Source organism: Yeosuana aromativorans, from assembly GCF_014646655.1.
GTDB classification, from domain to species: domain Bacteria; phylum Bacteroidota; class Bacteroidia; order Flavobacteriales; family Flavobacteriaceae; genus Yeosuana; species Yeosuana aromativorans.
In genome coordinates this window covers 1-1,813 of the sequence record NZ_BMNR01000020.1, presented here as the reverse complement: position 1 = coordinate 1,813, position 1,813 = coordinate 1, and the positions used below count along the sequence as shown (strand labels likewise).

2 protein-coding genes are annotated in these 1,813 nt (G+C 31.8%); both read right to left on the bottom strand.

Annotated features, from left to right (window positions below; translation table 11 throughout):
* Nucleotides 1-239: 239 nt before the first annotated feature.
* On the bottom strand, nucleotides 240-794 hold the full coding sequence (locus IEW94_RS16760) for a hypothetical protein (RefSeq protein ID WP_188655237.1): 555 nt from the start codon (nucleotides 792-794) through the stop codon (nucleotides 240-242).
* 233 nt (nucleotides 795-1,027) lie between these two features.
* A complete protein-coding gene (locus tag IEW94_RS16755) occupies nucleotides 1,028-1,696 on the bottom strand; it encodes a hypothetical protein (RefSeq protein WP_188655235.1) in 669 nt (222 codons plus the stop codon).
* Nucleotides 1,697-1,813 lie beyond the last annotated feature (117 nt).

Here is a 1,813-nt window from a genome sequence, read left to right as displayed (position 1 = left end):
GCTCAGAATTATTTTTCTGTTTTCTAATTGATATGTCCTTTAAATAATATTGGACTTTTTCCAATTTTTTGTCTAATTCAGTCATTTTTAAATTGTTTACAACGGTTACGTATAAGAATAGTGCGTAGTTTGAGTGCGAGGATTTTTCGAAGGAAAATCAGATGCAAGCAAACAAGCACTAACTTTTGATTTAGGAATAAACTTACGCATTATTTTTATACATTGTTGCCCACAGTATTTTATTCCACTTTAATTTGTAATTCAGTCCATTTTAGTTTGTTGGAATTCATTTCGTTTAGATTAATTCCATTTTCGGTTAAGAACTTGTCAAAATCCACAATTTCTTTATTCGTACTCGTTTTTAATTCGTCAAATGGAATGCTTAAAATGAATTTCTGATTTTTTTCCGATATCCCGAAAACATCATCATTAGTTGCTATTTTTTCTCGTAAATCATAATCGTTGTAAATCAGATAAGTTGATTCTCCTTTTCTGTCAATTGATATTCCGATTGAGTATTCCGCAAAATTTTGGTCTTCTGGTGGTGTTCCTAAAAACCAATAAACAAGGTTGTGATAATTATAAGCAGTTAATAATTCGTTTTCAGGTAATTTTATTAAAGTCCAAGAACCAAAATCCGTTTTATAAATTGTCAAATTCACAGGTTCTCCTGCTCCAAATATTTCCGCCCATTCTTTAATTTTTGGTTCTATATCTTTTAGACTTTTTCCCTTAACTAAAACAAAGCGATTGTAAGTTTCTTTTTCAGTCGTTTCTTTAGAAAATTCAGTCATTTTATTTTCAGATTTGGTTTGAGATTTACACGAAAAACTCGTCAAAATCAGAAGTGTTATTAATATTATCGAAGTTTTTCTCATATTGTGGGCAACGGTTCGGCTATGATTTCGGCGTGGATGATTCCGAAGGAATTGTCCACAGAGAAATCAGCTTTGTTAAAAGTAAGAAAAGTTCGTTAGATTAACCATCAAGCCACGCTGAATTATAGCCGGTGTTGTGTGCAGTTTTTTTATACTCCCATAATTACTTTGTAGTAATCATATTGTTCGACTTCTCCATTTTCCTTTATCTTGAAAAATACTTTGTCAATTATGTTTGAGGCATTCGAGAAATTCAGTAAATACCATTGGTTCTTTTTCAAGTCCATTGGAAGTTTGTCGAATACATTTCTCGAATAGTCGTAAAATTTTAATTTTTCTAGTTTTTCTGTTGTGTAAACCCATTTATAATTTTCACTTTTTTCGAAAAACTTAATTTTTCTTTGAGCTTTAAAAGGAAAGTTCTCGTTAACTATGCTGTCAATGATATTCTGACTATCGATATATTCCATAATTCTCTTATCGTGTCCTTCTCCGCCAAGTGAATTTCCGTTTAAGGTCATAATGGTGTCCATTTTTTTGCGGTTTTCGGAAATTAGATTTTTCTCTTTCTGATTATATATTTTTTCTCCTAAATATCCTGAAAATCCTTTTGTCGGTCCGCAGAAGACAGATTCTCCGTCTGTATATTCTATTGGTCTTCCTTCTTCATTAAATTCCGTTACAAATATTTCAATCAGGTCAAATCCGTCTTTGATTGGTTTGTCTCTTTTTATTCCGTCTGTAGTAATTTCATATGATGGGTCATTACAACCGCATAAGATTAAAAAGATAATGAAATATGGGAATCTGCTGTTCATTTTTCAAATTGCACACAACGGTTCGTATAAGAATAGTTGCGGGTTTACGTGCGAGGATTTTCCGAAGGAAAATCAGAAGCTAGCAAACAAGCAACTAACTTTGGTTTAGCTAAAACT